The organism is Shewanella sp. WE21, from assembly GCF_002966515.1.
GTDB classification, from domain to species: domain Bacteria; phylum Pseudomonadota; class Gammaproteobacteria; order Enterobacterales; family Shewanellaceae; genus Shewanella; species Shewanella oncorhynchi.
Genome location: NZ_CP023019.1, coordinates 865,391 through 892,095, shown reverse-complemented (window position 1 = coordinate 892,095; position 26,705 = coordinate 865,391). Strand labels below are relative to the sequence as shown.

Sequence of the window (26,705 nt, the reverse complement as noted above, 5' to 3'; positions counted from 1 at the left end):
ATTTCCAGCTATCTTTTTAAGATAGATTATATATTCGGGGACTTTCTATGCTAATCCGCTCAAAGTTGTTACTCAGTGCTGCAGTGTCTATTTCGGCACTAATTGCCATGTTTGGATTACAACTCTATTCAAATTCGGTGAAATCGGAACTTTCTAACGCGGCTCAAAGTGTGCTTGATTTAGAGCGCGACGTCTTAATTTTGCGTAAAAATGAAAAGGACTTTTTCGCTCGCAAGGATTTGAAATATGTCGAGCTGCATAAGCAAAGCCACATGGCTATCGACAGTATTGTCCCTGAGTTAGAGAAAGTCTTTAAAGAATATGGGGTATCGACTGCCTCACTTGAAAGTTTTGACCGTAATTTAAATCAGTATCAAGCCGCTTTTTCTGAAGTGGTGCAGCTACAACAAGAGATTGGCTTAACACCTAAAACAGGTTTGTACGGTACGTTACGAGCTGCGGTGCATAACGTTGAAACGCTACTCAAGGAATTTGATCAGCCCGCACTCGAAGCCGCAATGCTGCAACTTAGGCGTAACGAAAAGGATTTTATGCTGCGTCGTGAGCTAAGTTATGTCGAAACCTTCGATACTAATATTGGTAAGTTTAATGACAAGCTTCGTGCCTCGAGTATCGATATTGATACTCAACGAAAAATTGAAGAGCTTATTACTCAATATCAAAAGGATTTCAAAAGCTTAATTAATAAAGAACAGCAGCTTGGTTTGACCGAAAATGACGGTACTATGGCGCGAGTTTTAGCTGCAAACCAGCAAACTGAGAGCAGTACGAGTGACTTGAAAAACTTAGCTCTTAAGGCCATTGATGATGCTGAGAGTAGTAGTGTTAATGTCGGTATTACTGTGTTTATCTTTATTGCGTTACTACTATCAATCATTACCTACTTGATTATCCGCAGTATTATCGCGCCTGTTGAGCGTATCACGCAGATCATTTCTCGCATCGAGGTGAGTAAAGATCTGACATTGAGGTGCGATGCCTCCACCCAAGATGAACTTGGTGAAATTGCACAGCATTTCAATAGCATGGTGAGTAGCTTCCAACAACTGATTGAGCAAGTGATTGAGTCGGTCGCAACGATTAACACTTCCTGTAAACGTGTTTCAGAAAATGCCATGCTCGCCTCCGAAGGTGTGGGTCAACAACTTAATGAGACCGACATGGTCGCAACAGCAATCACTGAGATGGGCGCAACGATTGAGGAAATCGCTAAAACAACCGAATTAGCGGCATCAAAAGCGGGTCAGACCCACGATAATGCCCAAAGTGGTCAATTAGAGGTTGAGCAAACGATACATAAAATCCAGTCACTTGCTGAGCAGTTGAATAGCTCAGCAGCGGTCGTTAACGAATTGGAACGTGACAGCGAGACTATCGGTAGCGTGCTAGATGTGATCCGCGGCATTGCTGAGCAGACTAACCTTTTAGCCTTGAACGCCGCGATTGAAGCGGCGCGTGCGGGTGAGCAGGGCCGTGGTTTTGCTGTGGTTGCCGATGAAGTGCGTAACTTAGCGATGCGGACGCAATCGTCAACCCAAGAGATTGCTAACATCATTCAAACCCTGCAGACGCGTACCCGATCGATTGTGCAATTGATGGAATCTAGCCAAAAACAAGGCGTTGAAAGCGCTGAACAAGCGGCAAGTGCTGGCGCTTTATTGAAGCTTATCAATAACGACGTGCGTAATATTATGGACATGAGCACTCAAATTGCGGCGGCTATTGAAGAGCAAAGTATGGTGGCGGCTGAAGTGAACAAGAACGTGGTGGTGATCCGCGATATCGCTGAGGAGTCATCCCATGCGGCAGATGCAAATGCGTCCGCATCGGATGAGCTTAAGGCGCAGGCTGAGTTCTTATTCCGTGCGGTCAGTAATTTTAAAATCTAATATTTAAAAGCCAACTCTAATCTGATGAGCAAAAGCTAGCTTAAAAAATACATTAATAAAAACGCACTCCGAGGAGTGCGTTTTTATGTCTGAGTGATGAGCTCTGCAAGCTTAGTGATTCGTTAAAACAGCAAACTGTGCATTGTACAACTCAGATTAGTCAGAACGTTCAGTAACAGAACTATTAGTGACGGAACTATTAGTGACGGAACATGGCAGAAATAGACTCTTCGTTGCTTACGCGACGAATTGCCTCAGCCAGTACCGCAGACATAGTTAACTGAGTTACTTTAGCCACTTTCAACATTTCTGGGCTTAAAGGAACAGTGTCAGTCACAATCACTTCATCAATCACTGAGTTAGCGATATTTTCAGCCGCTTTGCCAGAGAACACTGGGTGAGTTGCGTAAGCAAATACGCGGTTCGCACCATGTTCTTTTAAGGCTTCAGCCGCTTTACACAGAGTGCCGCCTGTGTCGATCATATCGTCAACGATAATGCAGTCACGACCTTGAACATCACCAATGATGTGCATAACTTGCGCAACGTTCGCTTGTGGGCGACGTTTATCAATGATCGCTAAATCAGAATCATCCAACAGTTTTGCTACTGCGCGAGCGCGAACAACACCACCGATGTCTGGAGAAACAACGACTGGATTATCTAAGTTCTTCGCTAACATATCTTCTAGTAGCACTGGGCTACCAAATACGTTATCAACAGGAACGTCGAAGAAACCTTGGATTTGCTCAGCGTGCAGGTCACAGGTCAGAACGCGGTCAACACCCACGCTAGACAGGAAATCGGCAACCACTTTTGCAGTAATAGGTACACGGGCGCTACGAACGCGACGGTCTTGACGAGCATAACCAAAGTAAGGAATAACAGCTGTGATACGGCCAGCAGATGCACGGCGCAGCGCGTCAACCATCACGATGAGTTCCATCAGGTTGTCGTTTGTCGGCGCACAAGTGGATTGGATGATGAACACATCGGCCCCACGTACATTTTCGTTAATTTGGACACTGATTTCACCATCGCTGAAACGACCAACCACTGCGTCTCCGAGTTTGCAAAATAGACGATCGGCTATCTTTTTAGCGAGACTGGGGGTGGCGTTCCCAGCAAAGAGCTTGATGTCGGGCACTGTATGAACCTCAGGCGTTTGCTTTATATTTTAGTGGCTAGAGTAACGACGATGTAGGGACGGGAGGAACCCGAGGCGTTATCGTTAAGTGGTTACTCTAGAAGAAAGTAGTTTAAGGGTGACTGAGTCGCGTGATGAGCGGCGAAAGATTCATCCCTTGTGCAACAAATCCTTGCATTTCAGACGGTAATTTCGCCAAGGCTGCGAGAGCTTGTTGCTTTTGTGTGAATTCCCCGAACACGCATGCGCCTGTTCCTGTCATTCTCGACGGCGCATATTCTAGCAGCCAGCCTAATGCCTTGGCAACTTGAGGGTATTTAGAAACGACTAGTTTTTGACAATCATTTGCCCAAGGTTGGTTCATTAAGGTATCTATGGCCAGTTTCGGGGTATCACGTGGTAAAAGTGGATCTTGGAATACTTCAGCGGTGGATACATGGGCATCGGGTGCGATGATTAAGTACCAAGGCTCACTCGGATTTACCGCTTGTAAGCGTTCACCTACACCTTCGGCAAAAGCGGCGAAACCATGAATAAAAACAGGAATATCGGCACCAAGTTTAAGGCCGATTTTAGCCAGTTCTTCGGTCGATAATTGGGTGTTCCATAACGTGTTCAGTGCCACTAAGGTGGTGGCAGCATCTGACGAGCCGCCACCTAAACCTCCGCCCATGGGTAGACGTTTATCCAACCAGATTTCGGCGCCGCCAGTATAGCCTGTGGTTTGTTGTAATGATTTTGCGGCTCGCAGAATTAAGTTATCGCTATCGGCGACAACATTAGAGATATTGGAGTGCAAAATCAGTTCTGCGGTTTCAGTGATCTTAAAATCGAGCATGTCACAGTAATCAATAAACTGAAACAAGGTTTGCAGTTCATGATAACCATCTGCGCGGCGACCATTCACGTGTAAGAATAAGTTAAGCTTGGCTGGTGCTGGCCAATGGCGTGAAATTGCTGCGGGCATGCTAAGGTTTCTCTTCGAGTATGATTGCAGGCTTGCCGAGGGCTTGCCATTGATTCAATTGTAGTTTGAGTTGTAAGTCACCACGCTCAAGCTTTAATTGATGGGGCACGTTGGCGCCGCTCTGGGATTGCCAACTTAAAAATGTGACCTGCCAAGGCGGTGGGGTTTGAGTGTTTGTGAGCTGTTTAGGTTTGCCTTGGCTATCGCTTTCAAGTACTTGATCATTCTGGCCAACTTGACCAGTGATCCACAAAGGTAAATCGGCCAAGGGGATGGACCAACCGCTGACTCGCTCGAGTAAACGCTGGGCATTATCGTCGCGAAAATCTTTGCCATCGATATGTAAATGGGCAGAGTTCGAGGTTGAATTAAGCGTCAACACAGTTGTACCTAGCATAGTCGTGAGTGTGAGTTCATCGCGATCTTCACTGTGGCGCCAGTAGATATTGGCACTGAGTTTATCGTCGGGAGTTTTTATCGCTAGTTTTCCCTGTAATTCCCAAGCTTTGGCTTGGCGCGCATCATTGACTGTGATTGGGCTTAAGTCAGTCATCGGCGGCAAGGTTTCACACCCCGCCAGTAAGAGTAGGGCGCTTAAGGTAAAACAAGAGAAAATGGTTTTTGTGAGGCGCTTCAAATTATTCATCTATGACTGATATACCAAAGTCCTTATGATACGAGGGCTTGGAAAGAATACCAATGCCAAACGTAAAATTTCCATCGGCGGTCACTTAGATTTGCTCCCTTGGGGCAAATTTTGCCTTACCTATTATTGATAGAAAATTTAGGTAAGAAGTTAGACCTTTATTCGGTTTTGTTAAGCGTATTCTGTTTTTAGTTGGGCCAATTCAGTAGAATGCCCTTATTAAGAGAGTCGCCAAGAATCTAGAAAGAGTCAGATGAGCCTTGTAGCAATCGGTATTAACCATAAAACAGCCACGGTAGACCTGCGTGAGAAAGTCGCCTTCTCTCCGGACAAAATTCATGACGCTATGAAGAGTCTGGCCAGTCGTACACGCTCGGGTGAAGCCGTTATTGTCTCGACCTGTAATCGCACTGAGTTGTATTGCAACAACGGCGATGAGGCCGACATTATTGCGTGGCTTGAAGAATATCACGGCCTAGATCATGAGGATGTAGCACCTTGTCTCTATAACTATCACGGTCAAGATGCCGTCAGGCATTTGATGCGCGTAGCCTCTGGGCTCGATTCTTTGATCCTTGGTGAGCCGCAGATTCTCGGTCAAGTAAAGCAAGCGTTCGTTAAGGCCAAAGAGGCTGGTACGGTTGCGCTAACCATAGATAGACTCTTTCAGAATACTTTTTCAGTCGCTAAGAAAGTCCGCACTGACACTGAAATTGGCGCCGCCGCAGTTTCAGTGGCATTTGCCGCGGTAAGCATGGCGAAACATATTTTCTCATCGATATCGACCACTAAAGTGCTGTTAATTGGTGCGGGTGAAACCATAGAACTGGTTGCGAAGCATCTTAAAGATAACGGCGTGGCTTCAATGGTCGTAGCAAATCGGACGTTAGAACGTGCCCAAGGCATGTGCGAGGAGTTTGGCGCAACAGCAATTACACTGGCGCAGATACCAGATTATCTCCCAAAAGCCGATATCGTGATATCCTCTACCGCCAGCCCTCTGCCTATCCTAGGTAAAGGCATGGTCGAAAAAGCGCTAAAGCAGCGTCGCCATCAACCTATGTTATTGGTTGATATAGCAGTTCCCCGGGATATTGAGCCGGAAGTCGCCGATTTGGATGACGCGTTTCTGTATACAGTGGACGACCTGCATAGCATTATTGAACAGAATATGGCTTCTCGAAAAGAAGCCGCCGAGCAAGCTGAAGTAATTACTGAAGAACAATCTTTCCTATTTATGGATTGGATCCGTTCTTTAGAGTCGGTCGACAGTATTCGCGAGTATCGCAGCCAGAGCATGGCGGTAAAAGATGAGTTAGTGGAACGCGCCTTGAATAAATTAGCTCAGGGCTCAGACACTGAGCAGGTATTGATTGAACTAGCCAATCGCCTGACCAACAAACTTATCCACGCACCGACACAGGCCCTCACGGCAGCGAGTCGTCAGGGCGATTTGAATACTCTCGGTCAGTTAAGATCAGCGCTTGGATTAGATAAAAACTAAGGTTAGCGAGTTAAATGAAGGAATCCGTTATCCGCAAGCTGGAAGGCTTGCTCGAGCGCAATGAAGAAGTCATGGCTTTGCTGGGTGATGCTAGCGTCATTTCTGATCAAGACAGGTTTCGTGCGTTATCGAAAGAATATGCCCAGTTAGAAGACGTTGTTGCTGGCTTTAAAGCCTATCAGCAAGCGCAGGCCGATCTCGATTCTGCCAAAGAAATGCTGGAAGAAGACGATGCTGAAATGCGTGAAATGGCGCAGGAAGAGATGAAAGCCGCTAAGGCCAAACTCGAGCAGCTCGAAGACGAATTGCAAATTCTATTATTGCCAAAAGATCCTGACGACGATAAAAATGCGTTCGTTGAGATCCGCGCTGGTGCTGGCGGCGATGAAGCGGCTATTTTCGCCGGTGACTTATTCCGCATGTACAGCCGTTATGCTGAAGCAAATCGCTGGCAGATCGAAATCATGAGCTGTAACGAAGGTGAACATGGTGGCTTTAAAGAAGTGATCATGAAGGTCAGCGGTGAAGGCGTATACGGCAAACTTAAGTTTGAATCCGGCGGCCATCGTGTACAGCGTGTGCCAGAAACCGAATCCCAAGGACGTGTGCATACTTCAGCGGTTACTGTTGTGGTACTCCACGAAGTGCCTGAAGCCGAAGCGATTTTAATCAATCCAGCCGATCTGAAAGTCGATACTTATCGTTCATCGGGCGCGGGTGGTCAGCACGTTAACAAAACTGACTCAGCTATTCGAATCACCCATATTCCTACTGGGATCGTGGTGGAATGCCAAGATCAACGTTCGCAACACAAGAACCGTGCCCAAGCCATGAGTGTACTGGCCGCACGTATTCAAGCTGTTGAAGACGAAAAACGCCGTAGCGCCGAAGAATCGACCCGTCGTAGTCTGGTTGCCAGTGGCGATCGCTCCGAACGTGTACGTACTTACAACTTCCCGCAAGGCCGCGTGAGCGAACACCGCATCAACTTGACCTTATATCGCTTGAACGAAGTAATGGAAGGCGATCTCGATGCTATTTTATTGCCTCTGATGCAAGAGCATCAAGCCGATCAGTTAGCCGCACTGGCTGACGAGCAGGGGTAATTTTGTCAGATCAATCTAGCATAGCCGAAGCCCTGCAATGGGCTTATGTGCAGTTAGCATCAACCTCTGAATCCGCTCATCTGGATGCAGAGGTTTTGTTGTTATATTGCCTCAATAAAAGTCGCAGCTATTTATACACTTGGCCTGAAAAATCCTTGACGGTTGAGCAGTGGAAACGCTTCCAGCAAATGGTACAGAAACGCCAAAAAGGCGTACCTGTGGCACATATTGTCGGTGAGCGCGAATTTTGGTCGTTGTCTTTTATCGTCAACGACACCACTTTGATCCCACGTCCTGATACGGAAATTCTGGTTGAAACCGCCTTGAACATGCCGCTTTCTACCTACGCCAAAGTGCTCGATTTAGGCACAGGCACTGGGGCGATTGCGCTGGCGTTGGCGTCTGAGCGTGAGTCATGGCAAATCACCGCGGTCGATAAAGTCGATGATGCCGTGGCTTTGGCTATCGCGAACCGCGAGAACTTAAAGCTGCCACAGGTCGAAATTCTCCAGAGTGACTGGTTCAGTGCCGTAAAGTCGCGAGACTTTGATTTAATCGTCTCAAATCCGCCCTATATTGATGAAGCTGACGAACACTTGCACCAAGGTGACGTGCGTTTCGAGCCCCAAAGCGCGTTAACCGCCGCCGAGGAAGGCTTTGCCGATCTTTATTATATTGCCAACACAGCTCGAGATTACTTAAAGCCTAACGGCTATATCCTGCTCGAACATGGTTTTGAGCAAGCTGTAAAACTCCGGGCTAAGCTTATCGAACTGGGCTATGAAAATGTTGCCACAGTGCGAGACTTTGGCAGTAATGACAGATGCACTATGGGTAAATGGGCTGAGTAATAACTCTGCTTTAAGTGAAGATATTTACCCAGTTATACCGATTTATCGAACGCCATTGGTTATTGCCAATGGCGTTTTTGTTTTCGATAGGGCGACCTTAAGTTGGTGTAAGGTGAAGATCCTAAACCTTAAACATCACAACGCTTTCACCATAAAGAATTTACTGCCGGTTTCTGGGTAGGCTTGTTGTATCCATTGCACGCGATAGCCGTGGCGATCATAAAAGGGCTTAGCTTGAAAATCTAAGGTATCGAGTAGGGCAAATTGGCAGCCGCGCGTTTTTGCTTGGCTTTCTGCCTCTAATAGCAAGCGCGTGCCGATTTTTTGGTGTCTTAGGGCGTCATCGACCCACAGGTAATCAATTAACAACCAATTACCGAAGGTTTTACCGCTGATCCCTGCTAACAGTTTACCTTCGGAGTCCTGTAGTTTGAGTCCGAGATTTTTACGGCTAAGCCCCTGCCATTGGACTTGGTTGAACTCGACAATTTTTTGTTTTACAGCGTCGGAGAACTCGGTTGATTCATCATTAATTAAGCTTAAATTCATCGTCACTTCTCGTTTGATTTTTTATGATGTTAGCTCTGAATATCTAGGCTGATAGGCATTGGTATGCCGCCAAGGATTAGGGTAAACTAGCGCCTTTGTCACTGGCCATAAGTATCGTAATGGAAACTTTTTACAGTCTATATCCTGCGGTTAAACATCTGCATTTTACCTTTATCGCGTTGAGCGTGTTACTGCTTACCGTGCGCTTTGTCCTGCATCTGCGCCAATCGGCTCTGATGGAGAAGAAGCTGCTCAAGATAGCGCCCCATGTTATCGACACTTTCCTACTGCTGTCGGGCTTAACTTTGTGTTTTATGATCCAGCAATTTCCTTTTGTGGATCCTTGGATGACCGAAAAAATCGGTGCTGTAGTTGCTTACATTGTCCTAGGCGCCATTGCCATAAAAGCGAACAGAAACAAATTGTTCAAAGTGTTTGCTTACTTAGGCGCGATTGGTTGGTTGGTTTATGCTGCAAAATTGGCTCATTTTAAACAAGCGGTATTATTGGGTTAATGGGTAACTACACTCTGCAAGATGGCATTTCATTGCCCGAGTCGGCATTGGATGTAGGTGCGCACCTTGGATTTTCTAAACTTGAAGCCGCTAAATGGGCTTGGTTTGAAATGGCGGGAGCCGTATTAAGTCATTACTTGGTTGATCAACAACAGCGTTTTAATGCGCTGTTGCATTGGTTTTACGAGGATTTAGGTTTTTGTGTTCGTGAGAACTACTTCAGTACAGAGGCGGCAGATTTAGGTACTTGCTTAATTAGTCGCCAAGGTAATAGTACAACGCTGGCGACGGTATTGATGTTGCTGGCGAAGCAGTTAGATCTTGAACTCGAACCCATATTGCTACCTGGCAATACGGTTCTGCGTTGTAAGATTGGCGGTGAAGTGAGTTATTTGGATCCTTTAACGGGCAAGGAACTCACCCGTCACCAGTTGCACGTGTTAGTGCGCGGCGAGTTAGGTAATGCTGCTGAGCTTAAGGCAAGTTACTTAAAGCCTGCAACGGTGAAAAAACTGCTGACGCGTATGCTGCATGAGCTTAAGGCGGGTTGCATAGTGTCGCATCAATTTGAGGCAGCGATGGAGTGTTGTAGTCTGCTGTTGCAATGGCATGTTGACGATGTACATTTGAATCGTGAGCGGGCATTTATTGCACAGCAGTTGGGTTGTATTAATGTGGCCGCCGCCGATCTGCAGCATTTTGTTGATAATAGTCCTCACGATCCCGTGATCGAGATAGTGAAGATGCAGCTCAAAGAATTAAACGAACACGCCGAGGTTTATCACTAAAGCAGAGCCTTTCGGGGCTCTTCTTATTTATTCAACTTTTATTAACGAATTCAATCCGCAAAAATAATAACACTGGGCAGATGGAAGTTTGACCCAGGGACTTAAAAGTTAAGTCTCTAATAAAAATAATAACTGTATCAACAGGGAGAAATTAGCATGACAAGCACGGCTTTAGTGACGAACGATGCCACGGCGTTAGGAATACTCGCGACAATTCTAGGTTTTGTATTTTATACCAGTAGCAGTAGTCATCCTTTTTGGCAGAAGTTTTATCGTTTTATTCCCGCTCTTTTATTGTGCTATTTCTTGCCATCGTTATTGAATACCTTTGGGGTAATCGATGGTAATACCTCACAACTGTATTTTGTAGCATCCCGTTATTTGCTGCCAGCTTGTTTAGTCTTATTGATTTTAAGCGTTGATTTAAAAGCTATTTTAAGTTTAGGGCCGAAAGCTTTGATCATGTTTTTAACTGGCACTGTCGGTATCGTTATCGGCGGCCCTATCGCCTTGTTGCTGGTGTCGGTTATTGAACCTTCTTTAATTGGGGTCGATGGCCCCGATGCGGTATGGCGTGGTATGACGACCTTAGCGGGGAGCTGGATTGGTGGCGGCGCAAACCAAGCTGCAATGAAAGAAATTTATGACGTGGGCGGTAATATTTTCTCTGTGATGGTGACAGTCGATGTGATAGTCGCCAATATTTGGATGGCAGTACTGCTGTTTCTGGCCTCAAAAGCGAAAGAGATCGATGCTAAAACCGGTGCGGATACTTCTGCTATTGAAGCGTTAAAAGATAAAGTTGAGAAGTATCACGCTGAAAATGCACGCATTCCTAATCTGCGCGATCTTATGCTGATTGTCGCTGTAGGCTTTGGTATCACAGGTATTGCTCATATCGCCGCTGATTTTCTGGGGCCATTTTTTGAAGTGAACTATCCTTGGACTGCAGATTACAGTTTAACCTCTAAATTTTTCTGGCTAGTGGTGATAGTCACAACGATTGGTTTGGCGATGTCATTCAGCCCAGTGCGTCATTTAGAGGCGGCGGGGGCATCAAAAGTGGCTTCAGCCTTCCTTTACATCTTAGTTGCGACCATTGGTCTACATATGGATGTGAGTAAGGTGCTTGATACGCCATTGTACTTTTTAATTGGTATTGTGTGGATGATCGTTCACGCAAGCTTTATGTTATTGGTGGCTAAGCTGATTAAAGCCCCGTTATTTTATATGGCCGTAGGCAGCCAAGCGAATGTGGGCGGTGCTGCGTCGGCCCCTGTAGTTGCGGCGGCATTTCACCCCGCATTAGCACCCGTGGGCGTACTGTTAGCCGTATTAGGTTATGCGTTAGGAACCTATATGGCATGGATTTGTGGTCAAATTTTACAGTTAGTTGCGGTATAACCGCCTTAGCTCCTATTCACCGCTGGGAAAGGTTCCAGCATTTTAGAGAGAAGTTGCGATGAGTAATAAAATCATAAACCTAGGTTCAATCGAGATTGCCAACGATAAACCTTTCGTGTTGTTTGGTGGCATGAATGTGCTTGAGTCTCGCGATCTTGCTATGTCGATTGCTGAAACCTACGCCGAAGTGACTCAAAAGCTGGGGATCCCTTATATATTTAAGGCGTCTTTTGATAAGGCGAATCGTTCTTCGATTAACTCTTACCGCGGTCCAGGTATGGAAGAAGGCTTAAAGATTTTTGAAGAGATTAAAAAGACCTTTAATTTACCTTTGATCACCGATGTGCATGAAGTGCATCAGTGTGCGCCAGTGGCAGAAGTAGTTGATATTATTCAGTTACCTGCATTTCTAGCACGCCAGACTGATTTGGTTGTCGCGATGGCAAAAACTGGCGCTATCATCAATGTGAAAAAGCCACAGTTTTTAGCACCACATGAAATGCGCCATATCATCACTAAGTTTAACGAAGCGGGTAATGACGAGATCATCCTGTGTGAACGTGGTTCAAGCTTTGGATATAACAACTTAGTCGTTGATATGTTGGGCATGGATGAGATGAAGCAATCTGGCTACCCAGTGATTTTTGATGCGACTCATGCGCTGCAACGCCCTGGTGGTCGTGCAGATTCAGCGGGTGGACGTCGCGCACAGGCGACCGAGTTAGCGCGCAGTGGTATGGCGCTGGGTTTAGCGGGTCTATTCATTGAGGCGCACCCCGATCCTGATAACGCTAAGTGTGATGGCCCATGTGCGCTACCTTTGCATCAGTTAGAAAATTATCTGAAGCAAATGAAAGCGATCGACGATTTGGTGAAATCCTTCGAGCCAATCGATACCAGTAAGTAATCGCAAGCTAAGACTTAATGAATTAGTGACTTAATCCCAAAGCCTCGACTCGTTCGGGGCTTTTGTTTTTCAGTCGAGGAATGTGATTGGTATAGCCCCGTAGCTATCTGAAACATTAATGTTTTATGATGGGCTTTGCCTAACAATCTTGTTTTTATAGCCGATCAGATTCTTTACGGAATACCTTTATGTGGATCTTACTCACTTTGCTGGCGGCATTTATGCAGGCTTGGCGTAATGCGTTTCAAAGCCAGCTGAGTAAAGAAGTGAGTGTTGCGGGCGTGACCTTAGCGCGTTTTATTTGGGCTGGGCCGATTGCCGCCGTGTATTTGGCGAGCTTATATCTTTGGCAGGATGTCGGAATCCCCGATTTTAGCGACCGTTTTATCGGTTTTATTCTCGGAGCATCGGCGATGCAAATTCTCGCGACGGGCTTGATGGTGAAATTGTTCAAGCAACAGAACTTTGCCGTTGGTGCTGGGTTAGCCAAGAGTGAAGCTGTGGTCGCGGCGATCTTAGGCACAGTGTTTTTTGGGACGCATTTATCCCTTTTAGGTTGGTCGGGAGTGTTGTTGGGGGGTGTGGCAATTTTTCTCATGAGTGCCAAACAAGGCCTGCGAAGTCTGTCGCTCAATACGGTATTGATTGGTTTAGCCTGTGGTACTTCGTTTGCGCTGACATCGCTTTGGGTACGAGAAGCGAGTTTATGTTTGAATATTGGTTTCCCCCATAGCGCAGCTTGGGTGTTGCTATTTGTGATAGGCCTACAAACTTTGCTGTTAGTCAGTTATTTGTTGCTTAAGGATAAATTTACGCTGATAGCATTATGGCAACGACCTAAGTTGACTTTACTGACAAGCATCGCCAGTTGTTTAGGTTCTATCGGTTGGTTTAGTGCTATGTCGTTGCAGGCTGTGCCCTATGTTAAAACTTTAGGTCAAGTTGAAGTTTTCTTTATGATCTTGATTGCCACCTTTTGGCTGAAGGAAAAAGTAAAGATAAAAGATATGCTAGGGTTAGTCTTAATCGCTATCGCCGCCATTTTGGTGATGTGGGAATAGACTAAATTAATAGAAGGTATGCTGGTTTTTTAGACTAAAATAGAACTCGATTCAGTGTGTTTATATCAAGCAAACATTCGCTGAGATACAAATATACACACGTCTTGCTCCATAGATTTTGATACTATTTTTAACCGAGCGCAGTGCGAGTTAAGGATATATGCGAAAAAAGTTAGCAAAATTAAATCTGCCATTATGGCAATGGCTGGCAGTCATATTGTTTCCAATTGGAATTGCTGCTGTCGCAAGTTATCTCTCTGCACAGTATTTTGTTGAAGATAAAGTCAAAGGTGTGGGGGCTATTTATGTGAGTCATATTGATACTTTGGTGTCCCATGCTAATGAAATCAGCCATTATGCATTGGCATTGAAGGATTCTGAGTGTCAAGAGTTATACAACTATATGTTGTTCCAACCCTACTTTCGCTCGGCTTTAATATATGATTCACAACATGTTTATTGCTCTTCTAAAACCGGTGATATTGATACTCCCCTGAGCATTGTTAGTGCTACCGAAAATCTTGAAATATCTAACCAGTTTATTATTACGGGCACGCCTTTTATGCCTGAGGTGCCCGCGATAGTGTCATCTAAATGGGACCCTAAATCTAAACACGGCGCTGCTGTCATTATTGAAGGACAATATTTATTAGATTCCTTTGTACAGCCCGATGTGTTTCCTAGCGCAGTTATCAATGTCGCTTTATCCATCAATGGTAAAACGATTCCTGAATCACTCGAGTTTATCAAAAATGAGGTAATGACTTTAGATTCTGAGGATCATCGTTTTTCGGTGTTACTAGAAATGTCACCTGCTTTTTTTAGGCATTTTTTTTGGATATTTTTTGCTATCTCATTACCCTTTAGTATTATTTTGATTACGGGTTCTATCTTGTTTGTGCTCTATTCACGGTTATCTCGTCACTCCCTTGCTGATGATATTCGTAGCGGGATAGAGAACGAAGAGTTCTTTTTGGTTTATCAACCTGTGATCTGTGCTGAGGACGGTAAGGCCAAAGGAGTCGAGGCATTAGTGCGTTGGCAGCACCCACAAATGGGCTTAGTACGGCCTGATTTGTTTATTCCTATCGCCGAAGAGAGCAAGTTGATTGTTCCATTGACCAATTATATCTTCGAAAAGGCATTAAAAGATTTTGCTAATATGAAGGTTGAATCGGGCTTTAGAGTCGCGTTTAACGTGGCGCCAGAGCATTTTACCCAAGATGATATCGAGTCGAAATTTATTCATCTGCGGGATTCTTTGGATCGTATTGGCGTTAAGCCTTTAATCGAAATCACCGAACGGCAATTATTAACGCCGGATATTTGCCAGCGCATTGAAAGCTTACGCCAGTTGGGGATTTTAGTGGCTATCGATGACTTTGGTACTGGGCAAACAACCTTATCTTTGTTACAAACCATGCCATTAGATTACTTGAAAATCGATAAATGCTTCATCGATACCATAGGGCAGGATTCCGTGACTTCCCACGTGCTCGATACCATTATTGAGCTCTCTCATAAGATGAATTATGTGGTGGTGGCTGAAGGGGTTGAAACCCAGGAGCAGGCAGATTATTTGACCAGTCGCCAAGTCCATTTTTTACAAGGTTATCTCTTTGCTAAGCCGATGAAGTTGGGGGATTTAAAGTTATGGTTAGTCGAACATTTCAAAAAGTAGCATCATGATGTAAGTCAGCCATAAGGGCGCCTTGGTACCCTTATGGCTATTCAACTGTCTTAACTAAAGGTTCTGGCTAGAGGTTCTGATTAAAGGCTATAACCCGTTTCTTCGTGTTCCGATAAATCTAAGCCGTTAACTTCTTGTTCTGTGCTGACGCGAAGGCCGCCAAGTAGCTTACGGATGATCACAAACAGCAACCAAGTGACCACCGCAGTATAAGTGAATGTCGCCGCAACCCCGATAATCTGTACCCCAAGTTGGTCTATCATAGTGTCGTTCACTGCCGCAAAACCGTAGCCGCTAAAGACGCCTAATTGGGTCGAGCTAAATACTCCTGCCAAAAGGGTACCGAGAATACCGCCGACACCGTGCACGGGGAAAACGTCTAAGGAGTCATCGATTTTAAGTTTCTGTTTGATATAAACCGTTGAGTAAAAACACACGATTCCACCGAGTAAACCTATGACTAAGGCGCCTGCTGGGCCAACATAACCTGAGGCGGGAGTGATAGTGCCTAAGCCCGCTACCATACCTGTGACTATGCCAAGGGCGCTGGGTTTACCAAACTTAATCCACTCAATTGCCGCCCATGTCATCGCGCCCATAGAAGCGGCGAGATGAGTGGCTAGAATCGCCATGGCTGCGGTGCCGTTAGCGCCGAGCGCACTGCCACCGTTAAAACCGAACCAACCCACCCACAGCATGCCCGCACCTGTGACTGTCATCGTCAGGTTGTGCGGCATAATGGCCGAGTTTAAAAATCCTTTGCGTGGACCTAGCACTTTAGCGGCCACGAGCGCAGCAACCCCTGCGGTGATATGCACCACGGTTCCGCCCGCGAAATCATACAGTCCTAGCTGTGCTAACCAGCCACCGCCCCAAACCCAGTGGGTGATCGGCGTATAAACCATTAATAACCAAGCACCTGAAAAGATAAGCACAGCTGAAAACTTCATTCGCTCGGCAAAGCCACCGATGATTAAAGCTGGCGTTATGATGGCAAAGGTCATTTGAAATAGCATAAACAGCGGCTCGGGAATATCCCCGCTAAGACTATCGCGACCAATACCTGACAGTAGTGCTTTGTCTAAGCCACCGATGAAACTGTTACCTGTGTCGAATGCGAGTGAGTAACCTAGCCCGAACCATAAAACTGACACTAGGGCGGCAATAGAGAAGCATTGCATCAATATTGAAAGCACGTTTTTACTGCGAACTAAACCGCCGTAAAACAAGGCTAATCCTGGCAGGGTCATCAACAACACTAATGCGGATGAGCTTAAGATCCACGCTGTATTTGCAGCGCTAAATTGACCATCATCGGCGACGGCGTTCATCGTCAATATACTGAATAATATCAATAGGTATTTAATACTGAGTCTGAAGCTCACTAGCATCATAGGGCATCAACTCCTTCTTCCGAAGTGCGAATGCGCACCACTTGTTCTAACGAAGTCACAAAGATTTTGCCATCACCCACTTTGCCCGTATGGGCTGCAGCAATAATGGCATCAATAACGGCATCTTCTTGATCGGAATGAATGGCAACTTCGAGTTTAATCTTAGGTAAAAAGTCCACTGCATATTCAGCACCACGATACAATTCCGTATGGCCCTTTTGGCGGCCAAAACCGCGTACTTCAGTGACTGTCATGCCATGGACGCTGAGCTGGGTTAAAGCTTCACGTACATCGTCTAATTTAAATGGTTTAATGATTGCGGTGACCAGTTTCAATTTTCTCTCCAACAAGCTGCAGACTCAATTTATTGGAATAAAGCAGGAATTAGGCCATATAGATAAAGCATTTATTATCATTGCGTTAACATTAAAACGCACCGAAATAGCTTAAAATTTTGGTGCAAAACAGTGCAAAGCAAAGTTAATCTGCCCTGATTTGGTGCGTATTGTTGGTGCAAGGTAAATTTGCTTGACTAGCATGAGTGCAGCAAAAGCCGAGTGAGTATGGCGCTAGGGTAATTCGCGTTTTAATGTGGTAAATAAAAAGTGAGGATTCAGCAAAAAATTAAAAATTATTTAAATTAAACATACTGTTATATTTAGTTTTGTTATGTGAGTTTTCTTGCTTAAGCTTCTAGCTGTTTGATACGCGCCCAGAGGTCAGCATTAACTGGCGCACTTAAACCGTGCGCTTGTGCACGCTCACAGATATAACCATTAATTTGGTCTATCTCAGTTCGTCTTTGGTGTGCAATATCTTGGTGCATCGATGAGGAATTCCCCGCAGTGAGGCGGATCACCTGATAGACCCTGTCGTGTAACAATTGTTTATCGAGAGGCACGCCCTCGAGTGTGGCAACCGTGACTAACTCGTCGAGAATGCCTTTAATCATGTCACTAAAACCTGGCTCGGCGAGTGTGCCATTAGGACATTGATATAGTGCTGTAAGTGGATTAATCGCGGCATTAACGGCGAGTTTCTGCCATAGACAAGGCACAATGGCATCCACCCATTCACTGTTTGGGATAGCCGCCAGTAAAGCATTGCGATAATGCTCAGTGAGCTCTGTACCTGCAAAATGCCCAAATTGAGTTAGCCCTTGTCCAGTTTGCCTAATTTGCCAACGGGCTTGACGTAACACCCCTTGGGAAGTTGTCCCTAGGCTTAGCCCTCTGCCATCAGCTTGCGCATCAATTAGCGGCGCTAGGGCTAAATGAGGTCCCATTCCATTGTGTAACAACAAAATGTGGCATTGTCTGGGCAGTTGGTTGAGTAAGGGCAAAAGTGCATCGAGCACTTGATAGGCTTTGACGCAGACAATCACGAGGCGGATATTATCGAGCGCATTGGCCGCTAAGATAGGCACAGAATACTGGAGTGCTTGTGTTTTCTGTTGATTATCATTGGCCGGCGCTAATGGAGTGACGCTAAGTGTCTGCTGTATAGATGCAATTGAATCGCGGCCGATAAGACCAACACCCATGCCCGCTGTCGTCAGTTGGTGGCAAATAAGCTGTCCAACGGCACCAGCACCTAAAATCGCAATATCCACCACGCGATTTATGTTCACAGCATGAGTCATATGTGTAGCCTTAAGGTATCTGTTATCAGTACCAGTTTGAAGCGCCTGAGTTAATCTTCTCGTAATTGCGCTGCGCGGAAGTATTTGCCATAGGCCCAATTGCAAAAGTAAAACAGTGCAATACCCGAAAAGTCGGCAATAACATCACCCACAGAAGCGCTACGGTAGGGCAAACGTGATTGCACTAACTCAATTAAAATGGCGTAGCTTGCCAGTGTGAGAGATAACCAATACCACTTAGGTTTGAAAGCAAGATAGGTGAGATAGGAGAGGCAAAAAAAGCTCCCAAGATGGCCTACCTTGTCGATATTCGGAATACTTTGCGAATAGGTTGGTCTGGAAAATACCAGATAACTGATCACGACAAAGGCTACGGCTAAAGCCAGCTTAAATAGGGTATTTTTAGTTATCACAAATATGTTTGTATTAGCTTAGAGTGGGGCAATGATAGGAAAATGTGTGGCTAAAGTCACCCATGATTACGCTTTTATTCTAGGCTTTACCTTCAACTTAGGCCTGTGTGTGGGTAAACTAGCTGCATATTAATTTGATATGGGACATAAAAACTATGCCTTCAATGGATATTGTGTCAGAAGTGAATGAAGTTGAACTGCGTAATGCGGTTGATAATACTAAGCGTGAGCTGGCGACACGTTTCGATTTTCGCGGTAAAACGGCTGACGTGGAATATAAGGACCATGTGGTCACGTTAACCGCTGAAGATGACTTCCAATGCCAACAATTAGTGGACATTTTACGTATGCAACTGAGCAAACGTAATGTGGATCCGTCTTCGATGGAAGTCGATGAGAAAGCCATCCACAGCGGTAAAACCTTCTCCCTAAAAGTGAAGTTTAAAGAAGGTATAGAAACCTTAATTGCTAAAAAACTGGTCAAGCTAATTAAAGACAGCAAACTTAAAGTGCAAGCGTCTATTCAGGGCGAGAAAGTACGAGTTACAGGTAAAAAACGTGACGATTTACAAGCTGTCATGGCGTTGGCACGTGAGTCTGAGTTAGGCCAGCCTTTCCAATTTGATAACTTTAAAGATTAATCGAGCAGAATTGGTTTAACGTGATGCAGTATCGCGTTTGCCATTTCGTCTTTAAATGTAAAAGCCCTCACACTAAGGTGTGAGGGCTTTTTTATATTGATGACATAAGTGCTATGAGACCTTAATCCGATTTTGTTGGTGCACTTTTTGACGAATCATCCATTAATGATGTGCTTGGATGCGGCGCATACTTGTTGACTAAGACAACCAAAAACAACACTGGAAAGCCAATAACACTGGCGGCGACAAAGAAGTTCACATAACCAAATGCGTCGACATAAGCGCCCGAGAAGCCCGCGATAAATTTAGGGAAAAGCAACATAATCGAAGACAGTAAGGCATATTGCGTTGCACTGTAGCCGTTGCTAGTGAGACTCGAGAGATAGGCAATAAATGCCGCCGTGGCTATCCCAGCGCTGAAGTTATCCACTGAAATAGCAAAGGTTAAAAAGGGCACGTTGTAGCCAATCACTGCCTGCCACGCGAATAGCAGATTGGTTACGGCAACCAGTAAGGCCCCGAGGAAAAGGATTTTCATAGTTCCGAAGCGAGCTAACAGAACGCCGCCAAAGGCTGCGCCGACTAAGGTCATGATCAGGCCATAGATTTTACTTAAATAGGCAATTTCTTCCTTAGTGAATCCCATGTCCACATAAAAGACGTTCGCCATAATCCCCATCACAATATCCGAGATCCGGTAGCAAGAAATCAGTAATAAGATAAGGATAGCGCTGCGGCCATAGCGTTTGAAAAAGTCGATAAAGGGTAAAATACTGGCCGTATATACCCAAGATATGCCCGCTGCGATAATTCTAGGATAACGTGCACTTAAGCGTTGTTTTAGCGCTAATTCAGTGGCATCGGCGGCGCGGGTATCGACTTCGGGTTCGCGGCTAAAAAGCGTGGTCAAAATCCCAACAGACATCAATCCTGCCATAATCAGGTAAGAAGTTTGCCATGCCACTAAGTTGTATGCTGTGTTACCGGGTTCAACCCAAGCCGCTATGGTGAGTGCGCCTGCGGTGGCGATAATCATGGCGCTGCGATAACCCACTTGATAGGCCGCTGCTAGTGCGGCTTGCATCTTTTCTGGGGCTGATTCAATCCGAAAGGCATCAATAACAATATCTTGGGTGGCTGAGGCAAAGGCGACCATTAACGCGAACAGTGCCAAGCGCTCGAGATCTTTGAGAGGGTCACTAAAAGACATGCCTAAGATGGCACCAACCAATAACAACTGAGCGAACAGCATCCAGCTACGGCGGCGGCCTAGAAATCGAGTTAGCAGCGGCAATGAAAGCCGATCGACTAAGGGTGACCAAGCCCATTTAAACGCATAGGCTAAGGCTATCCAGCTGAAATAACCGATTGAAGTGCGATCAACACCAGCTTCACGCAACCAAAAGGATAACGTTGAAAATACCAGCATTAATGGTAGACCAGCAGAAAAACCCAGTAATAACAGGATCAAAACCCGCTTGTGATAATAGACACTGAGGGCATCGAGTGTACGTTGAATAAAACCTGTTGCGGACATAGGCATGAGTCTAAGTGTTTAATCCGCTTAGCTTACGGGTAAGGTGCCATAGGGTTCAAGGGCTAATGGTATTCCTTTTACTTTGGAGTCCCGTTTAGCACTATAAGATGGTTGAATATGGCTCGAGAGTTAACTGCTTGTAGCTAAAAGTTTACCGCTTATCTTTATCGCTAGCATAGATCTTGATAGTAAGGAGATCGTAATAATGTACACACGAGGAATTGGTTTACGAAATAAAAAAGGCCCTATTACAGGCCATTTTTTATCGATAGGAATGCTGAACTTAAGGTCTTATCCCGATGCATCCCTGCGGCACTCGGCCGCCTAAACTCAGGTAGTCACAGCAATCATTTACTTGCTTACGCAGATATTGATTACCGCGGATCACACAGTCAGGCCACCTGTTAAAGCTGTGGAGCAAGTGCCAAAACACTTTTTCAGTTTCCGTTTGCGCTTCGCCAGTCGAATTCAGTTGCTGCCATTCTTCTAACGTGTCCCATAAGTAAAGTTGCACTTCATGGAAGTCGAGTTCTTCACTCAAAAACGCTTTTCCATAGAAGGCGAGTTGGGGCGCTTTATTATCGATGAACTCAGTTGCCGTCATCGTTTGCCTCCTTTCTGTTTACTATCACAGTATAGATGCAAAATTAGCGCTTTTGCTCGAAATTATATTTTGATTACTGTTTTGGTAATAACTTGGCTTTTTTCAATATGATAGGGGTAACAGGAACATCGGGCCAATTGAGCTTAGTGTTAGTTCCTGTCTCAACGACAGCCATAGCTTCGAGGACAGTTTTACCTTCAATCACTTCACCAAATACGGCATAACCCCAACGACGTTTAGAGGGATCGAGCTTAGTGTTGTCGGCTACGTTAAAGTAGAACTGACGAGTGGCTGAGTGCGGCTCGTTTTCACGTGCCATGGCGATCGTGCCCATGCTATTTGTTAGGCCATTTCCTGATTCGTTGACTATCGGCTTACCCTCAGGCAGCTCTTCATACTTGGGGGTGAGTCCGCCGCCTTGCACCACAAAGTCACTGATCACGCGGTGAAATATTGTGTTGTCGTATTCGCCTTTAACGACATGAGTTAAAAAGTTATCGACAGTGATTGGTGCACGAGTTCTATCTAGCTCGACCACGATTTTGCCTAAGCTAGTATCAAATTCGACTCTGGGATACAAGGTATCGGCCTGAATGTCGAGTGCGAGGCTATGATGACTCATAAAGATGAGTAAGAGGGCTGATATCCAACGGAGCATATTGATTTCCTTATAATAAACTGACGCTGTTATTTTTGTAGAAACTGATTAAGCTCAGGATCGTTTAGAATCTCGCCGGTAAGTTGGCCGAGCAATTTGTTCATATCCAGTTCTAAGGTTGCAAAATCGGGCGTTAAAGGACCTTTTAAAGTGCCTTTGGCTTTATAGCGTTTAACCAGCTCTTGGGTGGAGTTTTTGGCTTGAACTGCGATTAACACACTGTGTTTTGCCTCATAGCCAAAGGTCTTTTTAGTGATATCCATTTGCAATTCTTCTAATTGAATTTGCACTGAATTAGTTGCGCTTGGGTCGATTTGGTAGCCTGCTTGAGCAAAACCTGCGCGGAATACTTCATCAAGTAACAGTTTAGGCGGTTCGCTCGGGCCAACTAAACGTGTTTTTGTCCCTTCTTCAATAAAACGAGCAACATAATCGACTGTGCGTGTATCTACCGTTTCAAGAGCGATAGGTACAAGTTGCGCCGTTTGTTGGCTGATATTGGGCACTTGAGGGCTGAAAGCCATATGAGTCGGATTTTGGCTGGCACAGCCCGCGAAGAGCAGGGGGAAAGTCAAGGTCAGTAATAGCCGTTTCATGGGATCTCTCGTACAAGTAAAAGTGGCTACAGCATACCAGAAATCACTTTTGATGCCACAGAACAGCGTGATTCAGTTGAGGTACAGCTTTTATTGCTAATATCTTGTGCTCATTATTCACATCCGTGTTTTCTGTGCATTCACATCATTTATTCGCATAGTTACAAGGCATGGAAGGCAGGTTAAATATGGAAAAAATATCATTCACTTCGTTATTTGTTGGCCTGATGCTGGCGTCAGGCATGATGAGCTCCAATGCGCTCGCGGGCGATTCTGCCCATATACTGGGTGGTAGTTTAGGTTACGGTACCCAAGAATTTGAAACTAAGAACGGTAAATATGATGCGGGTGACACCTTAACCAGCGACTTATATTACCGCTATATGCTCAACGAGCATTTTGGGTTTGAGGCGGGTTATTTAGCGGGTTCAGGTGGGGTGGCGAGTGCGCTTGTTAGCGTCATCAGTGAGATAAAAGATTTACGTTACCAAGGTGTTAGAACCGCCGCTTACGGTGAGTATGCTTTGTCTCGTGGTAACAGCCTGTATGCCAAATTAGGCGCTGCTTACACTCAAGTCAGCTATGAGATAGATAAACAAGATATGGACTCGGATGATGTCGGTTTTTATGGCGCTGCAGGCTGGCAATATCGATTTAAGTCAGGATTCGGTTTGAATTTGGAATACCAATATATCCCGATGAAAGAGCTTGAATTACAGGGGATCAACTTTGGTATTAGCTACCGATTCTAATCTTTCCTTATCCAACGATTAAAGCGCCTTTAGGCGCTTTAATCGTTTTACAAACAAGGAATTTAAAACATTAAACCGAATACTGGCTGGCAACAAAATGACAACATTTTGTCCTTGCACTCTTTTAATGCAATGGGGGACAGGTTAGAGTAAAAATTCGATGTTTAGAATGAGAGAGCATAGATGCTCCCGCGTCCTTTTTGTAAGGCTTAGTCATGTTAACGATAGCAACGCAAATCGCCCCAGATAACCTGATCAATCCGAAGGGGTTACCCCATTTCGGTCATTTCGATGGCATAGTCAAAACCTTAGGTTTAGCGGACTTTGCCTATTTCGATACTATGGATAAACCTGCTTCAGCGTGGGCTAAGCATTTCGATTATAAACAATTTCAGTTTGTCTCTTTGGTCACGCCGCGTTATGTCCTAGGCATCGCGCTTGCCGATATTGCCTACGTCGGCAGTGCTTTTTGTTATTTATACGACATAAAAACCAACACACTCACCCAGCTTGATTGGTTAAAACCTTTGAGGTTTGGCTATCAGATGACACCATCGCCAGCCGAGGGCCGAAGTAGTATTGGCCGTAAAGGGGCGCAGTTAAGCTTTGAGATTGTAGAGGGCGGTTGGCGGTTAGTGATTGATACTAAAAATATTCAAGCCGATGTGACTTTACACTCAGCCCCCTTAAGTTTGCCTATGGCTATGTGTAGTCCTACTGGATACAACGGCTGGACTTACACACAAAAGCATAATGGTTTGACCGTTAAAGGTAGTTTGACTGTGGGTCATGAGCCGCAGCCGCTGAATCAAGCTTTAGCAGGCTATGACTTTTCAGCGGGTTACATGCGCCGTGATACCAGTTGGCGCTGGGCGTCAATTAACGCGCGGATCCATGAGGGCATTATGGGGCTTAATTTAGCGGCGGGTGTTAATGAAACTGGGGCTACTGAAAATGTCTTTTGGATTAATGGCGAGCGTCATTTACTCGGGCCAGTGCAATTTGAGTTTGATCGCCATGCCACGCTCGGCGCCGAGGTTTGGCGAGTCTACAGTCAAAATGGCCAAGTGGATTTGCAGTTTGCGGCGCGCAATTGTCGCAGTGAAAAGCGTAATTTGCTCTTGCTTAAGAGTAATTTCCGCCAATTCATCGGTCATTTCAGTGGCACGATTACCGATAATCAAGGGCACAGTTACCAGTTAAATAATGTTCTGGGACTCGCCGAAGATCACTATGCTCGCTGGTAGCTAACGGCGACTAACGGATCGCAGCTGCCTGCGTTGTGGCGTTGAATGCGGTTTATAGAATGTAGTCAGAGTTTTTATAAAAGTAACAATAAAAATAATCATAAAATAAAAATAGAACAGGATGATCTTATATGGATATCGCCTCGCTGATCCAGCACCCAGAATTGTTACTGCTGGTGCTTGCACCTTTGTTTTTCGTGTGTATTTTGCTGGAATGGTACTTTGGCGATAAAAGACAAAAGCTACCGTTAAGTGCACGTTATCGCGGCCAAGAAGTGCTGTGTAATTTCAGCCTCGCGGCCATGCACCAAGGTGCCGATCTGTTCACTGGTTTGCTGATCGCTAAGCTGTATTTGGCGATTTTTGGTTGGAAGTTATTCGATATTGAAATGGGCCCATTGAGCTTTATTGCCTTGATGGTCGCGCAGGACTTTTGTTATTACTGGTTCCACAGGGCGAGCCACAGAGTCCGCTGGATGTGGGCGGCTCACGTGGTGCATCATAGCTCTGAGAATATGAATTTTAGCACTGCGTTTCGTCAGAGTTTAATGTATCCCTTTGCAGGCATGTGGGTATTTTGGTTACCGCTGGTGGTCATAGGTTTCGATCCAAACTGGGTGGTGTTTGTGGTATTACTCAATCTGGGATTGCAATTTTTTGTGCATACCCAAGCGATTAAATCACTCGGACCGCTGGAATGGGTCTTCAATACTCCATCACATCACAGGGTGCACCACGGTCGTAATCCCCAATATATAGATAAAAACTATGCGGGTGTGTTGATTATTTGGGACAAGCTGTTTGGCACTTTTGAGCCCGAGGTAGAGACTGTGATTTACGGCATCACTAAGCCAGTGAATAGTTTTAATCCCTTTAAAGTGACTTTTAGTGAATGGCGAGACATGTTTGCAGAGGTCACAGCGACAGGCTTGAGTGTTAAACAACGACTGCGTATCTTGTTTGCTCCACCTTCCAGCAGTTTAAAAAGCGAGGAATAACAATCCACTGCATTTTCCAAGTTAAATAGCGCAAATGGCTAATAGAGTCTTGAATTTAGCCTTGCTAGCATATATTCCGTTTTTTGCCACTGTTTTGGTGTAAAAATGTACAATCCCATACTTTGGTGGTACTTTTTGGGGTAAGGAGTTTAACTCGGGAGGACTTATCATGATGGATGAACCTCGATTATCCGCGGAGGAGCTTGCTTGTTTTAGCGAACTTTTTTCGCCGACTCGTGTGGGCACAGCCTTGACTAACGATCCCCTAGTCAATCACGTGCTCACAGTCACAACTGAAGTACCGCAAGTTATCGCCTCGATTCTCGGTAAGGCAAAACTCACTCTATTGGCCGAAGTCGGACCCTATAAACTCTGGTTTCCGCTACTGATGAAAGTGGATGACTTTGGTCAGTTTCAACCCACTTTAGGTGTACCTGAAGTGCTAGATGCCTCGGGAGTGGAGCGCAGTTGGCGGTTAACTCAAGCCGATGATGTGTGGATATTCGACCACGATCAAGGTGAGCAATGGTCTGTTGCCTCGCTATCTAGTTCTGGCATGGCCATTCGTGCTAAATCACAGCAGCAATTTAAACAATTGTTAGGCAGTAAAGACTTGCAATTACAATTGCCCAATGGCGAGACTATGCGCGTCGATATCGAGCCTATTCGTAGCGAGAAAGGTCTGGCTTTCGTTAAGTTTCAGGCCGAAACCGAAGAGCGTGAAGCGTTGCGTCAATTCTTATTTAGTCGCCACCGTAGCCAGCACGCTCAGCTCTACCGAGACTTACGCTATACCCAAGCAACCTGAAGATACGAGTTTCAGAGCGCCTAGGGTGCTTCAATTCAAGGCGCATCAATGACAGAATGTCGGCCACCTTTTGAATTGATGCAACACGGAAGTGAAGTGCCCTAGGCGCTCCGTTCCGGCGGGTTTTAACGCACTTTATGCTGCGTTGGTTATTTTTAACTTAGCCCGCTAGGTCTGCAAATAACCGCCTTGCCTAAAGTGCGTTAAACTCCCGCTGAATCCTGCATCTTCAGGTTGTTTGGGTATAGTCCCCTGCATTGCGACAGTTTTCGGCCTTGTGTTAGTTGACCTGTTATCTAAAAATCTCAGTTCTGCAGCTCAAATGTGAAATCTACTGATTTTGAAACTGTCATTTGTGATTGCTGTGCTT

The 26,705-nt window shown here is 45.4% G+C and carries 27 protein-coding genes; 15 read left to right on the top strand and 12 right to left on the bottom strand.

From position 1 onward, the window contains the following. Nucleotides 1–47: 47 nt before the first annotated feature. Entirely contained in the window at nt 48–1,910 is a 1,863-nt protein-coding gene (locus CKQ84_RS03765) for a methyl-accepting chemotaxis protein (protein ID WP_105250151.1), read from the top strand. A gap of 199 nt (nt 1,911–2,109) precedes the next feature. Here the strand turns inward: CKQ84_RS03765 and CKQ84_RS03760 are convergent, their stop codons facing one another. The 3 genes from CKQ84_RS03760 to lolB all read right to left on the bottom strand — a co-directional run bounded on the left by CKQ84_RS03760 (nt 2,110) and on the right by lolB (nt 4,670). Next, a complete protein-coding gene (locus CKQ84_RS03760; RefSeq protein ID WP_006080255.1) occupies nt 2,110–3,057 on the bottom strand; it encodes a ribose-phosphate pyrophosphokinase in 948 nt (315 codons plus the stop codon). A 112-nt stretch (nt 3,058–3,169) separates the two neighbouring features. Continuing rightward, entirely contained in the window at nt 3,170–4,024 is an 855-nt protein-coding gene (gene ispE, locus CKQ84_RS03755; RefSeq protein ID WP_105250150.1) for a 4-(cytidine 5'-diphospho)-2-C-methyl-D-erythritol kinase, read from the bottom strand. A gap of 1 nt (nt 4,025) precedes the next feature. Beyond that, the gene (lolB, locus tag CKQ84_RS03750; protein ID WP_028761677.1) at nt 4,026–4,670 is read right to left on the bottom strand and encodes a lipoprotein insertase outer membrane protein LolB; all 645 of its coding nucleotides are present in this window, start codon (nt 4,668–4,670) and stop codon (nt 4,026–4,028) included. A gap of 253 nt (nt 4,671–4,923) precedes the next feature. Here lolB and hemA point away from each other — a divergent pair, with 253 nt between their 5' ends. Genes hemA through prmC form a run of 3 tightly spaced genes read left to right on the top strand, consistent with a single transcriptional unit; the run spans nt 4,924 to nt 8,131 of the window. Then, a complete protein-coding gene (hemA, locus tag CKQ84_RS03745; RefSeq protein WP_028761678.1) occupies nt 4,924–6,174 on the top strand; it encodes a glutamyl-tRNA reductase in 1,251 nt (416 codons plus the stop codon). A 14-nt stretch (nt 6,175–6,188) separates the two neighbouring features. Beyond that, nucleotides 6,189–7,280 carry a peptide chain release factor 1 gene (prfA, locus tag CKQ84_RS03740; protein WP_105250149.1) on the top strand — a complete coding sequence of 364 codons (1,092 nt, stop codon included), beginning with the start codon at nt 6,189–6,191 and terminating at the stop codon, nt 7,278–7,280. Between the two features lie 2 nt (nt 7,281–7,282). Further along, on the top strand, nt 7,283–8,131 hold the full coding sequence (prmC, locus tag CKQ84_RS03735) for a peptide chain release factor N(5)-glutamine methyltransferase (RefSeq protein ID WP_105250148.1): 849 nt from the start codon (nt 7,283–7,285) through the stop codon (nt 8,129–8,131). Between the two features lie 135 nt (nt 8,132–8,266). Here the strand turns inward: prmC and CKQ84_RS03730 are convergent, their stop codons facing one another. After that, nucleotides 8,267–8,680 (bottom strand): GNAT family N-acetyltransferase, encoded by a 414-nt coding sequence (locus CKQ84_RS03730; RefSeq protein WP_105250147.1) that lies wholly within the window; start codon nt 8,678–8,680, stop codon nt 8,267–8,269. 119 nt (nt 8,681–8,799) lie between these two features. Between CKQ84_RS03730 and CKQ84_RS03725 the strand changes: the two genes are divergently transcribed. From CKQ84_RS03725 to CKQ84_RS03700, 6 genes are all read left to right on the top strand, one after another. Beyond that, nucleotides 8,800–9,195, top strand: a complete 396-nt coding sequence (locus tag CKQ84_RS03725) for a SirB2 family protein (protein WP_006080263.1) — start codon at nt 8,800–8,802, stop codon at nt 9,193–9,195. After that, complete coding sequence (locus CKQ84_RS03720; RefSeq protein ID WP_105250146.1) at nt 9,195–9,983, top strand: SirB1 family protein; 789 nt, start codon at nt 9,195–9,197, stop codon at nt 9,981–9,983. The genes CKQ84_RS03725 and CKQ84_RS03720 overlap by 1 nt, the downstream gene beginning before the upstream one ends. Nucleotides 9,984–10,139: 156 nt before the next feature. Then, nucleotides 10,140–11,387 (top strand): DUF819 domain-containing protein, encoded by a 1,248-nt coding sequence (locus tag CKQ84_RS03715; RefSeq protein ID WP_105250145.1) that lies wholly within the window; start codon nt 10,140–10,142, stop codon nt 11,385–11,387. A gap of 58 nt (nt 11,388–11,445) precedes the next feature. Next, complete coding sequence (gene kdsA, locus CKQ84_RS03710) at nt 11,446–12,294, top strand: 3-deoxy-8-phosphooctulonate synthase (RefSeq protein WP_105250144.1); 849 nt, start codon at nt 11,446–11,448, stop codon at nt 12,292–12,294. A gap of 188 nt (nt 12,295–12,482) precedes the next feature. Further along, nucleotides 12,483–13,355, top strand: coding sequence for a DMT family transporter (locus tag CKQ84_RS03705; RefSeq protein WP_105250143.1), 873 nt, complete (start codon nt 12,483–12,485; stop codon nt 13,353–13,355). A 160-nt stretch (nt 13,356–13,515) separates the two neighbouring features. Next, nucleotides 13,516–15,036 carry an EAL domain-containing protein gene (locus CKQ84_RS03700; RefSeq protein ID WP_105250142.1) on the top strand — a complete coding sequence of 507 codons (1,521 nt, stop codon included), beginning with the start codon at nt 13,516–13,518 and terminating at the stop codon, nt 15,034–15,036. Between the two features lie 89 nt (nt 15,037–15,125). Here the strand turns inward: CKQ84_RS03700 and CKQ84_RS03695 are convergent, their stop codons facing one another. The 4 genes from CKQ84_RS03695 to CKQ84_RS03680 form a co-directional block, all read right to left on the bottom strand. Beyond that, the gene (locus CKQ84_RS03695; protein WP_105250141.1) at nt 15,126–16,439 is read right to left on the bottom strand and encodes an ammonium transporter; all 1,314 of its coding nucleotides are present in this window, start codon (nt 16,437–16,439) and stop codon (nt 15,126–15,128) included. After that, nucleotides 16,436–16,774 (bottom strand): P-II family nitrogen regulator, encoded by a 339-nt coding sequence (locus CKQ84_RS03690; RefSeq protein WP_105250140.1) that lies wholly within the window; start codon nt 16,772–16,774, stop codon nt 16,436–16,438. Before CKQ84_RS03690 ends, CKQ84_RS03695 begins: the two co-directional genes overlap by 4 nt. 350 nt (nt 16,775–17,124) lie before the next feature. Next, nucleotides 17,125–18,081, bottom strand: coding sequence for a ketopantoate reductase family protein (locus CKQ84_RS03685; RefSeq protein ID WP_105250139.1), 957 nt, complete (start codon nt 18,079–18,081; stop codon nt 17,125–17,127). Between the two features lie 50 nt (nt 18,082–18,131). Further along, nucleotides 18,132–18,494: a VanZ family protein gene (locus tag CKQ84_RS03680; protein ID WP_105250138.1), complete on the bottom strand. Its 363-nt coding sequence runs from the start codon at nt 18,492–18,494 to the stop codon at nt 18,132–18,134. A 155-nt stretch (nt 18,495–18,649) separates the two neighbouring features. Between CKQ84_RS03680 and CKQ84_RS03675 the strand changes: the two genes are divergently transcribed. Beyond that, complete coding sequence (locus CKQ84_RS03675; RefSeq protein WP_006080274.1) at nt 18,650–19,135, top strand: YajQ family cyclic di-GMP-binding protein; 486 nt, start codon at nt 18,650–18,652, stop codon at nt 19,133–19,135. Between the two features lie 121 nt (nt 19,136–19,256). Here the strand turns inward: CKQ84_RS03675 and CKQ84_RS03670 are convergent, their stop codons facing one another. The 4 genes from CKQ84_RS03670 to CKQ84_RS03655 all read right to left on the bottom strand — a co-directional run bounded on the left by CKQ84_RS03670 (nt 19,257) and on the right by CKQ84_RS03655 (nt 22,530). Continuing rightward, complete coding sequence (locus tag CKQ84_RS03670) at nt 19,257–20,672, bottom strand: MFS transporter (protein WP_105250137.1); 1,416 nt, start codon at nt 20,670–20,672, stop codon at nt 19,257–19,259. 283 nt (nt 20,673–20,955) lie between these two features. Further along, the gene (locus CKQ84_RS03665; protein ID WP_028761869.1) at nt 20,956–21,276 is read right to left on the bottom strand and encodes a hypothetical protein; all 321 of its coding nucleotides are present in this window, start codon (nt 21,274–21,276) and stop codon (nt 20,956–20,958) included. Between the two features lie 73 nt (nt 21,277–21,349). Next, nucleotides 21,350–21,934 (bottom strand): peptidylprolyl isomerase, encoded by a 585-nt coding sequence (locus CKQ84_RS03660; RefSeq protein ID WP_028761870.1) that lies wholly within the window; start codon nt 21,932–21,934, stop codon nt 21,350–21,352. Between the two features lie 29 nt (nt 21,935–21,963). Continuing rightward, nucleotides 21,964–22,530, bottom strand: a complete 567-nt coding sequence (locus tag CKQ84_RS03655; RefSeq protein WP_105250136.1) for a YajG family lipoprotein — start codon at nt 22,528–22,530, stop codon at nt 21,964–21,966. A gap of 188 nt (nt 22,531–22,718) precedes the next feature. Between CKQ84_RS03655 and CKQ84_RS03650 the strand changes: the two genes are divergently transcribed. From CKQ84_RS03650 to CKQ84_RS03635, 4 genes are all read left to right on the top strand, one after another. After that, complete coding sequence (locus tag CKQ84_RS03650; protein WP_105250135.1) at nt 22,719–23,282, top strand: porin family protein; 564 nt, start codon at nt 22,719–22,721, stop codon at nt 23,280–23,282. Between the two features lie 215 nt (nt 23,283–23,497). Further along, entirely contained in the window at nt 23,498–24,529 is a 1,032-nt protein-coding gene (locus CKQ84_RS03645) for a DUF2804 domain-containing protein (RefSeq protein ID WP_105250134.1), read from the top strand. Between the two features lie 131 nt (nt 24,530–24,660). Next, entirely contained in the window at nt 24,661–25,527 is an 867-nt protein-coding gene (locus tag CKQ84_RS03640; protein WP_105250133.1) for a sterol desaturase family protein, read from the top strand. A gap of 169 nt (nt 25,528–25,696) precedes the next feature. Continuing rightward, nucleotides 25,697–26,335: a hypothetical protein gene (locus CKQ84_RS03635; RefSeq protein WP_063883553.1), complete on the top strand. Its 639-nt coding sequence runs from the start codon at nt 25,697–25,699 to the stop codon at nt 26,333–26,335. The last annotated feature ends 370 nt before the right edge of the window (nt 26,336–26,705 follow it).

What these genes read in the sequence shown, in the direction of transcription:
- CKQ84_RS03635 (WP_063883553.1), top strand. Translation starts at nt 25,697, where the DNA reads ATGATGGATGAACCTCGATTATCCGCGGAGGAGCTTGCTTGTTTTAGC.
- CKQ84_RS03700 (WP_105250142.1), top strand. Translation starts at nt 13,516, where the DNA reads ATGCGAAAAAAGTTAGCAAAATTAAATCTGCCATTATGGCAATGGCTG.
- CKQ84_RS03645 (WP_105250134.1), top strand. Translation starts at nt 23,498, where the DNA reads ATGTTAACGATAGCAACGCAAATCGCCCCAGATAACCTGATCAATCCG.
- prfA (WP_105250149.1), top strand. Translation starts at nt 6,189, where the DNA reads ATGAAGGAATCCGTTATCCGCAAGCTGGAAGGCTTGCTCGAGCGCAAT.
- CKQ84_RS03650 (WP_105250135.1), top strand. Translation starts at nt 22,719, where the DNA reads ATGGAAAAAATATCATTCACTTCGTTATTTGTTGGCCTGATGCTGGCG.
- CKQ84_RS03675 (WP_006080274.1), top strand. Translation starts at nt 18,650, where the DNA reads ATGCCTTCAATGGATATTGTGTCAGAAGTGAATGAAGTTGAACTGCGT.
- CKQ84_RS03705 (WP_105250143.1), top strand. Translation starts at nt 12,483, where the DNA reads ATGTGGATCTTACTCACTTTGCTGGCGGCATTTATGCAGGCTTGGCGT.
- ispE (WP_105250150.1), bottom strand. Translation starts at nt 4,024, where the DNA reads ATGCCCGCAGCAATTTCACGCCATTGGCCAGCACCAGCCAAGCTTAAC.
- CKQ84_RS03640 (WP_105250133.1), top strand. Translation starts at nt 24,661, where the DNA reads ATGGATATCGCCTCGCTGATCCAGCACCCAGAATTGTTACTGCTGGTG.
- CKQ84_RS03730 (WP_105250147.1), bottom strand. Translation starts at nt 8,680, where the DNA reads ATGAATTTAAGCTTAATTAATGATGAATCAACCGAGTTCTCCGACGCT.
- hemA (WP_028761678.1), top strand. Translation starts at nt 4,924, where the DNA reads ATGAGCCTTGTAGCAATCGGTATTAACCATAAAACAGCCACGGTAGAC.
- CKQ84_RS03665 (WP_028761869.1), bottom strand. Translation starts at nt 21,276, where the DNA reads ATGACGGCAACTGAGTTCATCGATAATAAAGCGCCCCAACTCGCCTTC.
- CKQ84_RS03670 (WP_105250137.1), bottom strand. Translation starts at nt 20,672, where the DNA reads ATGTCCGCAACAGGTTTTATTCAACGTACACTCGATGCCCTCAGTGTC.
- CKQ84_RS03720 (WP_105250146.1), top strand. Translation starts at nt 9,195, where the DNA reads ATGGGTAACTACACTCTGCAAGATGGCATTTCATTGCCCGAGTCGGCA.
- lolB (WP_028761677.1), bottom strand. Translation starts at nt 4,670, where the DNA reads ATGAATAATTTGAAGCGCCTCACAAAAACCATTTTCTCTTGTTTTACC.
- kdsA (WP_105250144.1), top strand. Translation starts at nt 11,446, where the DNA reads ATGAGTAATAAAATCATAAACCTAGGTTCAATCGAGATTGCCAACGAT.
- CKQ84_RS03765 (WP_105250151.1), top strand. Translation starts at nt 48, where the DNA reads ATGCTAATCCGCTCAAAGTTGTTACTCAGTGCTGCAGTGTCTATTTCG.
- CKQ84_RS03725 (WP_006080263.1), top strand. Translation starts at nt 8,800, where the DNA reads ATGGAAACTTTTTACAGTCTATATCCTGCGGTTAAACATCTGCATTTT.
- CKQ84_RS03655 (WP_105250136.1), bottom strand. Translation starts at nt 22,530, where the DNA reads ATGAAACGGCTATTACTGACCTTGACTTTCCCCCTGCTCTTCGCGGGC.
- CKQ84_RS03660 (WP_028761870.1), bottom strand. Translation starts at nt 21,934, where the DNA reads ATGCTCCGTTGGATATCAGCCCTCTTACTCATCTTTATGAGTCATCAT.
- CKQ84_RS03685 (WP_105250139.1), bottom strand. Translation starts at nt 18,081, where the DNA reads ATGACTCATGCTGTGAACATAAATCGCGTGGTGGATATTGCGATTTTA.
- CKQ84_RS03715 (WP_105250145.1), top strand. Translation starts at nt 10,140, where the DNA reads ATGACAAGCACGGCTTTAGTGACGAACGATGCCACGGCGTTAGGAATA.
- CKQ84_RS03695 (WP_105250141.1), bottom strand. Translation starts at nt 16,439, where the DNA reads ATGATGCTAGTGAGCTTCAGACTCAGTATTAAATACCTATTGATATTA.